Here is a 6,933-nt window from a genome sequence, read left to right as displayed (position 1 = left end):
CCAGGCGGGGTGGGGCCACGGGGAGTTGGGGAGTCTTCATGGGGCCCGGCTTCTATCGTGAATCCGTCCAGCTTCGCGGTGGATAGGATGCGCGCCCATGATCCTTTCCAAGAGTGAGTTCCTGCCCCGAGCGGAAGCCACGCTCGCCGGACTCGACGGCGCCGTCCTCGAGGCGCTCTCCCATCACGGCAAGCCCTCGATCACGTCCCTCGCCAGCGTGTTCAAGGGGGAGGCTCCGCTCATGCCCGTCGACTTCGCCCGTGCGCTCTGTCCCGGGCCCCTCACGGACATCGGCTTCGCCGCCGTGGCGCTGCGCGACGTCCTCGAGCCCGTGGACGCGGTGCTCGGTGAGTCGGTGTCCAAGGCCCTGGTCGTGACGGGCACCGCGCGGGCTCCGGGTTCGTTGTTCGTCTCCTGCCCCCTCATCGTGCTCGGCGACCTGGAGGTGGACGGCGTGCTGTCGGACTGTGGGCCGGACTCGACCGTCGTGGTCGTGGGCCGCTGTGTCGCGAAGGGGCTGCGGACGTCGGGGAACTTCCTGGTCCTCGGCGACCTCGTGGTCCGTGACGTCATCCAGGGCGTCTACAACGATGAAAGCCTCGTCGTGGCGGGCGACCTGACGACGCGCTTCCTCGACGAGAATGATCACGACGTCTCGTGCTACGGCGAAGTCCACGCTGAGCATCACCTCGAGAACGGCCGCCCCGGTGGCGAGGCCGCGTCCCTGGCGTCCACCTTCCTCGTGCCCGAGCTCTGGAACCTCGACCTCGAGGAGCTCCACCACGACGACCTCTTCGAGCGCATCCGGCGGGGCGAGCCGGTCTTCACGGAGACGCCGCAGGAGCAACAGTTCCGCGAGCCGGACGCGCCCACAGCGGAAGAACTCGAGGGGCTCGACATCGAGGGGATCGTGGCACGGGCGTCCGCCAATGCGCGAGCGACGGATGTCGTCTATGCGCGGCGGGAGACGGGAGAGGTGTGGCTGATGCGTCCTGGCGGCCTCCCGCTGGCCATCTACGACGGGGAGAAGTTCCTCGCGCAGGAAGGAACGCCGCCGGCCCTTGCCGCGACGCGAGCATCAGAGCGGGTGACCCTCTGGCGCAGGCGGGGCGACCTCTTCCTGGAGATTGAACGCTTCGACGCCATCGTCCAGCTCCATGCGGGCTACAACAACGGGTTGATGCGGACGTTCCGCTTCGTCTTCGAGGGACCCGACGCCGCCGCGCGCGAGGTGCGGCGGCTGGAGGCGCGCTACACAGGGGACTTCCTGCGCGTGACCACCACGGTTCCCGGCCGGGGCCCGCTGGAGCGAGAGCTTTCGAAGTACGGAGGCAAGGCGCAGTACACCTCCGCCATCGTGGAGGGCTCGACGCTGGTCACCCGGGACGGCGAGCGCCGGAGCTTCGAGGACGAGGCGTCCGCGCTGAGCGCGCTGGAGGACTGGCTCGCCGAGAAGCGTCGTGAAGGATTCGACCTGAAGATCCTCGAATGGAGGCCCTTTGGTCTCCTGGGAGCGAAAGGATAAGCTCCGCCCCGTTCGTGCGTTTCTGCCCGGGGGGGCGTGATGACAGAGCGACGTGAATGGGTGTTTGGGATGCACCGGGTGCACTTCGAGGAGCCCGACATCCTGTACGTCGACTTCAAGGGCGCCACGGGCCTGGACGATGCGAAGCGCCTGCTCTCCATCGTGCAGGAGGCGGCGGTCCAGGGCCCCGTGTTCGTCATCGTGGACATCAATGGGTCCACCATCGACAAGGCCGCTCGCGAACACTTCAGCAAGGAGTCCAGCCCGGAGCGGCTGCGAGGCGTCGTCTATGTCGGAACGAACCGCCTTCAGATGGCGAGCGCCAAGGCCGTCGCGTTCGCGCTCTATCTCACGGGAAGGCTGAAGGGAGACGTCGACTTCGTCACGAGCGATCAGGCCGCGCGCGAGCTCGTCGAACGCAAGCGCGCGAAGGCCGCAGGAGGCCGCTGAACTTGGAGCATCTGGAGCTGCCTCGCATGCTCATCGAGGGCCACACGGACACGGGCGGCTCCGACGCCCTCACCGGCCCAGGCGCCGCCCGACCGAGGCGGACGCCCGGGCCTCCCTGCTTACGGAGGGGTGACGCAGCTCAGGTAGTTCGGCGTCGTCGAGGCCGTGTTCACCGTGCAGTACAACGTCTTCCCGGACGTGTTGCCCCATGTGTCCTTCGCGGTCACCGTGAACGGCAGCTGCGTCTGGAGGGTCCCGGTGCCCGGGATGTTCCACTGGAAGCCATAGGGCGCCTGCGTCAGCGTGATGCTGAAGCCGGGTAGCAGCCCTCCCGAGAGGACGACGGACTGGACGCCTCGCGGATCCGCCACCGTCCCCGCCGAGACGAAGTACGAGCGGCCTGCCCCGTAGACGGTCAAGCTGTGCGTCGGGCCCGTGTTGTCCGCCGTCACCATGCGCGTCTCCGGCGCGCTGGCGACGCCATTGATGTCCGAACATTGGAACAGCATCGTGTAATTGCCGTCCAGCCGGCTCGTGGTGTCCACCACGAACTCATACGGCGCCGTCGTGTCAATCTGGGCGACGACGCCGCTGTTCTCCCGCATCTCCACGTGGTGCACCCCTTCGGTGTCCGTGCACTGCACCGTGAACTTCGGCTTCTTCGGCTGGCTGTCGTCCCTCACGATTCCCGTGATGACCGGCGGCGTGAGGTCCTTGAAGAACGTCGTCTGGTAGTTCGCCGTGTTGCCGCACTTGTCGCTGACGATGGCCTGGAACGCGTGCGTGCCCGCCGCCATGCTGGCTCCGAACTCCAGCACGTACCCCGGCGTCGTGGGCTGCCCCACCAGGATTCCATCCACATACAGCGCATACGGGTACTGCACGCCACAGCCATCCGAGACGCCCACCGTCAACTTCACCAGCGAGCTCACCTGCTCCTTCAGGAAGCTCACCTGCGGCGGCGTCCGGTCGAGCGGCGCCGCCGTGCCCGTCGTCCTCTTGTTGCCGAAGGCATCCGTCACCTCCACCGTGAGGTTGTGGGCCAGCGGATCATTGGGGATGTAGCTGGCCAGGTACGTCGTCGCCACGTGGGTCCGCGTGGCGAAAACCACCCCGTCCACCTTGAAGTCCACCCGCGCCACGTCCGAGGCATCCGTCACCGTGACGTTCACGTTGAAGGGCGCCTCCTGGCCGCTGCCCACCGTCATCGCCACGGTGGGCGGCGTGTTGTCCACCTTCAGGGATTGGTGGCGGACGGTGGCATTCAGGTACGTGTCGGAGACCTGGATGACCACGTCATGGATGCCATCGGTCCAGGTGGAGGTGTCCAACGCATACTCATAAGGAGGGGCAAACACCCCGGACAGCACCTGGGCGCCTTCGCCAAACTCCACGACGCGGATGCCGGAGGCGTCACTCGCGGTGACGGAGTAGCGAGGCTGCTTCGGCAGGCCGGAGACGGTGACGGAGGCCACCGTGGGCGGGGTCTTGTCCAGCAAGACCGTCACCGTCCTCGTGGCCGGGTTCTGCCAGTAGTCCCACGCCTGGAGCTGGACTGTATGATTGCCGCTCGCCAGCCCCGCGCCCGACAGGGTCTGCGTGAACTGCCAGCCGGGCAGCGTCTTGATCTGCGTGCCGCCATCCAGCACCAGGCGCGGTGCCTGGCTGTACTGCCCCGGGATCTCCGCGTCGGTGATGGTACCGGTGCACTCGATGTCCTGGAGCACCTGCCGGCAGCTCAGCGTGGTCTGGGGCGGAAACAAGTCCGGCTTGTAGCCGACGTTGATGGCCGCGAACGCGTAGGCCACGGCCCGCATCCGGTTGCCGCCCTGGGTGCCGTCCAGCGTGGTCGCGGCGGCAAGCGCCGCCTGGCGCGCCTGCAGGTAGTCCGAACCCAGGGGCATCAACTGCACCGCGAGCGCCCAGATGCGCAGCGCCTCCGTGGGCCCCAGTCCGCCGAAGCCCTCGGGAACCAGCCGGCAGGACCAGGGGCTCTGGGGATTGGTGCCGCAGCCATAGGACAGCAGCATGAACATCCGCCCCAGCGGGCCGCCGGAGTCGTGTTCATCAAAGGAGCCAATATTCTCGACCCACTCCGGGTTGTTGGGCTCCAGGATGCTGCGGCCAGCGGTGCCCGTCTCCTCGGCGGAGGTGTAGTTCGAGGCCTTGAGCACCACCCCGTCGATGTAGGTCGACGTCGACGATGCTCGCTTCGCGTCACGCAGCAGCTCCGTGACGAACCCGAAGATGTCCCCCGTGCCTTCGTTCAGCCCGGCCTGCTCCGAGCGCTCCCTCGGAATGTTCGCGGGGTCCCCCGCCAGTTCCCGGGCGAAGAAGTCATGGGCCATCTCATGGCCCACGATGTCGGTGGTCGTCATCGGGGCCAGGGGGCGGACCGCGAGGTCGCGATAACCGAACGCCAGGCTCGGTTCGTACTCGTCGGGAAAATAGGCGGCGTTCGCCATGGGCACGTGCACCTGGACCTCGAAGGCCGTGCCATTCCCGGTAGGACCATTGCGCCCCAGGAAGGTCTCGTAGACGGACCACGCCAGGTTCACGGCGGAGTAGGCATCCACCGCCGCGGTCTCACCATTGGTCCCGAGAGGACCCGCGCCGCTGTAGCGGAGCCCATCGCCAAGGTTCAGGTCCGAGCTGACGTATTCCACATAGGCATAGGACCTCGGCTCCACGACGACGTAGGCCTCGTAGATATTGGTGTGGGGGTCCCGCAGCCGGTTGACCCTGGCAAAGGCGTCGTAGAGCACGGAGATGGTGGATCTGCCCGAGTAGTAGCCATTGCCCACGGCCTTCTTGGGAGTCCCCGTCACCCCCATGTGTTCGAGCGGCTCCAGGCGCAGCACCTCGCCGGAGCGGGCATCCACCTGCGCCATCCAGCGACGCCGCGCGTCCCCGCCCGTGGAGAGCTTCAGCCGGTAGATGAGCCGCAGGCCCGTCACCACCCGCTCGAAGTCCGCGGCGTTGCGCGAGCCGACGAAGCTCGGCGCGGCGTCCTTGCGCAGCCGCTGCTCCTCGGTGGGCAGGAGCACCAGCTTCACGGCCTCCACCTTCGCGGTGGAGTCCTTCAAGGCCGCCAGCGCGGCCTCCCAGGCCTGGGCCTCGGTGAGCCGGGCCTCCGTCTCCACCGCGCCCGCTGACTCGAAGCGGGCGTTGGAGAAGAGCGCCTCTTCCTCCGCCGTCTTCGCCTCCAGGCCCCAGATGGGGACGCCCCGGAAGTGGAGCGCGTGCCGGTTCCCCTTCCCGTCCGGCACCAGCGACACCTCGCGGAGGTCGAAGCCACGCTCCGCCACGAGCCGCTCGGCTCGGGTCCGCGCCAGGGCCTTGTCGGGCGCCGGCTCCTCCAACGACGTGGGACCACAACTGGAGACAATGAAAAACAGGCCGCTCAGCAGCCCTTGGCGCAACCCCATGGTACTTCCCCCTCTGTTGGCCTGTGACAGCCTTCCCACGTTTGGGATTGCCTGATTATTCCGGTCTTGGCAACCCCATCCATGACGTGACGAACAGCGAAGAAGCCCCAGCCCTCCGAGTCCGGCAGACCCGCGAACACGCGCAGCGGCTCCGCCTCCAGCACCGCCGGAGCGGGGGCCTGGCTCGCGGGCACCGTTCCCGTCAAGGGAGTCCCATGGCCGGCAAAACCAGAAGGGCCATCCAGACAGACACTTTTCCAGGATTACAACTTGCGCACAGAGGGGAGGCGCGGATGCGATTCGGGGGCCAGGGCGGAAAAAATGAAAGGCAAACGGTGCGGTTCTTCGGGACCCTTGCCGGGGTCAGGCATCCTGGTAGCCGCCCACCGCCGAGGTGGCGTGGAGATGTCGGTGTACCCCCAGCGCGGTCACGGGGGTGGCAGGTCCGGCGTGCAGGCAGAGGTTGATGACCTGCGCAAGCCTTGGCCCAATCGAGGCCAATCGGGGGGCGCTCAGAGGCCGGAGGGGGGGCTCGGCGTCGGGCCCCATGGCGAGTTGGAAGAGCACCCTCCCCAACATCCGGATGTCCGCGAGGTAGGGCCCCTGGCCTTCGGAGACATTCACGCGTCGGGCAAGCCCGAAGTCGATGAGCTTGACGCAGTTCGCGCTCTTTCGGGCGAGCGCGACCCGGTCGAGCATGATGTTCGCGAGTTTGATGTCCGCGTGACACCTGCCTTGAGCGTGCAGATAGGTCAGCGCACTCGCGATCTGCGCACCGACGACCCGAATCCCCCAGGGCGGCATGGGTGCGTGCTTCCTGAGCGAATCCCCGTTGATGTATTCCAGCGCCAGGAACGACTGGAAGACGCGCAGGGGGATGGGGATCGCCGGGTGTTTGAGCCCCCGCATGGCCTCATATTCGAGACGGGCCTCTTCGGAGTTCGTGAGCTGCTTCACCGCGAGGAGCGATGTTCCCTCGCGAGCCAGGTACACCCGCCCGAAGCCGCCAGCCCCGAGGAGGATGTTGGTGAACGTCCAGGGCCCGACCTGACGAGGCAGTGGAGGGGCGGAGGGCCCCGGCTGCGGGACGACGGGCATTGATGCCGCGCCGGACGTTGGAACGACGGTGACGACTGTGGCGCTCGCGGGCTGATAGGTCTTCCTGGCCGCCAGGCAGAACCTGAGCACCTTGGCTTTCGCAGTCGACACATCCAGGCCCTGCAGGACCTTCATCGGATCAAGCTGGACGAGCGGGGCTCCTTGCGCCGCTGCGGGAATGGCTCCCGTGATGGCGGTGGTGATCTCGAGGATCTCCGCATCGTCAAATGTGCCCCCCGAGTGCCTCGCCAACTCCAGTGCGAGGGCCTTCGCACTGTCCTCCGTCAGCGCTCCCAGTTGAAGTCGCATGTGAGTGCACCTCCCAACTCACTGTAGCGCGGCCTCACCCCGGGCTCGGCCCCCATCTGTTGGCTTGCGGTCCCAGGACGTGGATGGTGGGATCCGCCCCCTTCCCGATGATTGACCCCATCC

At 67.2% G+C, this 6,933-nt stretch carries 4 protein-coding genes; 2 read left to right on the top strand and 2 right to left on the bottom strand.

Annotation, left to right across the window (positions count from 1 at the left end):
• Nucleotides 1-97 precede the first annotated feature (97 nt).
• On the top strand, nucleotides 98-1,525 hold the full coding sequence (locus D7V93_RS34155) for a hypothetical protein (RefSeq protein ID WP_120647364.1): 1,428 nt from the start codon (nucleotides 98-100) through the stop codon (nucleotides 1,523-1,525).
• Nucleotides 1,526-1,564: 39 nt separating this feature from the next.
• Nucleotides 1,565-1,975: a hypothetical protein gene (locus D7V93_RS34150; protein ID WP_147451488.1), complete on the top strand. Its 411-nt coding sequence runs from the start codon at nucleotides 1,565-1,567 to the stop codon at nucleotides 1,973-1,975.
• 119 nt (nucleotides 1,976-2,094) lie between these two features.
• Here D7V93_RS34150 and D7V93_RS34145 read toward each other — a convergent pair whose 3' ends face one another.
• On the bottom strand, nucleotides 2,095-5,403 hold the full coding sequence (locus D7V93_RS34145) for an Ig-like domain-containing protein (protein WP_120647362.1): 3,309 nt from the start codon (nucleotides 5,401-5,403) through the stop codon (nucleotides 2,095-2,097).
• A 363-nt stretch (nucleotides 5,404-5,766) separates the two neighbouring features.
• A complete protein-coding gene (locus D7V93_RS34140; protein WP_120647361.1) occupies nucleotides 5,767-6,810 on the bottom strand; it encodes a protein kinase domain-containing protein in 1,044 nt (347 codons plus the stop codon).
• Nucleotides 6,811-6,933: the final 123 nt, after the last annotated feature.

The sequence above is a fragment of the Corallococcus llansteffanensis genome, assembly GCF_003612055.1.
GTDB classification, from domain to species: domain Bacteria; phylum Myxococcota; class Myxococcia; order Myxococcales; family Myxococcaceae; genus Corallococcus; species Corallococcus llansteffanensis.
The sequence above is the reverse complement of the archived record's forward strand: the minus strand, read 5'-3'. Positions and strand labels throughout refer to the sequence as shown.

Coding starts and splice junctions, on each gene's coding strand:
- D7V93_RS34155 (WP_120647364.1), top strand. CDS start 98: ATGATCCTTTCCAAGAGTGAGTTCCTGCCCCGAGCGGAAGCCACGCTC.
- D7V93_RS34145 (WP_120647362.1), bottom strand. CDS start 5,403: ATGGGGTTGCGCCAAGGGCTGCTGAGCGGCCTGTTTTTCATTGTCTCC.
- D7V93_RS34140 (WP_120647361.1), bottom strand. CDS start 6,810: ATGCGACTTCAACTGGGAGCGCTGACGGAGGACAGTGCGAAGGCCCTC.
- D7V93_RS34150 (WP_147451488.1), top strand. CDS start 1,565: ATGACAGAGCGACGTGAATGGGTGTTTGGGATGCACCGGGTGCACTTC.